This is a genomic window from uncultured Methylobacterium sp. (assembly GCF_964242245.1).
Lineage (GTDB): Bacteria > Pseudomonadota > Alphaproteobacteria > Rhizobiales > Beijerinckiaceae > Methylobacterium.
Map to the genome: position 1 here is coordinate 5236 of NZ_CAXTBY010000163.1, position 1065 is coordinate 6300.

The window sequence follows — 1065 nt, forward strand, 5'->3', positions numbered from 1 at the left end:
GCGCCTACGGCCTGCGCGCGGCCGCGATCGTGCACGACCTCATTCGGCGTAGACCGCGACGAGACCGGCAACCTGCCGCCGTTACCTGTCATCTTCCCCGACCAGATGGCACCCGTGGTGCGAGGCACCGAGGGTGCGCGCGAGCTGGCGATGATGCGCTGGGGCTTCCCTTCGAGGACGACCAAGATGGTCGCCCGCCCCTCGATCAGGGGACGTTGCGTCAGGGCGAGCCGGTAGGCGTGAAAGTGTCGCCCACGCCCGGAGGGAGGCTGCGTCGGCGCTGGTTCCCAGCAGGGCAGGGGAGAGCCCGCATCCGATCGCACTCTCGTCTCGGCCATGATCGTCGCGCCCGTCCTCGTGGTGATCGAGCGCCGCGATGAGGGTGCCAAGCGCATCGTGCCGCCGAGCAAGGAGGCGTTGCGCCAGCTCCTGTCGGCGGCCGAAGCTCTTCTGATCCGGGACCTTCTCGACCACACGGTGACGCAGGCCGTGCAGATGGCACCCCTGCTCGCACCGCTCGGCGGTGACGGCGCCATCCAAGATGGCCAGGCGCAGGCTCGGCCAAGCCGGTTTGCCGTCATCCGGCGCCGGCAGCGTGTCGCGATCCTGCATGTTGGCCGAGACCACCGCCAGCGCCAGGATGTGCCCCTCGGCATCGACCATCACGACACGCTTGCGCCCGACCCGCTTCTTGGCCCCGTCGTAGCCGCGCAGGCCGCGCGGGCCGAGGCACTTGACGCCCTCATCCTGAGCTTGTCGAAGGATGCGTGTCGATGATCGCCAGCCGCAGCGCGGGGCGGCGTCCACAGCGGCGGCGCTGCCGACGCGCCAGAGCCCGCACCAGGCGCTCGAACAGACCGCGCGCGACGAGAAGCGCCGGAACCAGCCGTAGACCGTGCGCCAAGGCGGGAAGCCCGCAGGCAGCGCTCGCCACGCACCTCCCACCCCGCAGGTGCCAAGCGATCGCCGCCAATCCCAGCCGCGCCGGCCGCGCATTCGGACGCGTCGGCGGATCTTCCCGCGCCAGGAAGCGGGCGACCTCGTCCAGGCCCGCTTGCACGACGA

Annotated in this window: 1 protein-coding gene; it reads right to left on the reverse strand. The window is 71.2% G+C overall.

Going from position 1 to position 1065, the window contains the following annotated elements; all coding sequences use genetic code 11:
- Positions 1–742: 742 nt before the first annotated feature.
- The coding region (locus ACFE8Y_RS20280; RefSeq protein WP_375466177.1) for a hypothetical protein at positions 743–1065 on the reverse strand (323 nt) is incomplete at its 5' end.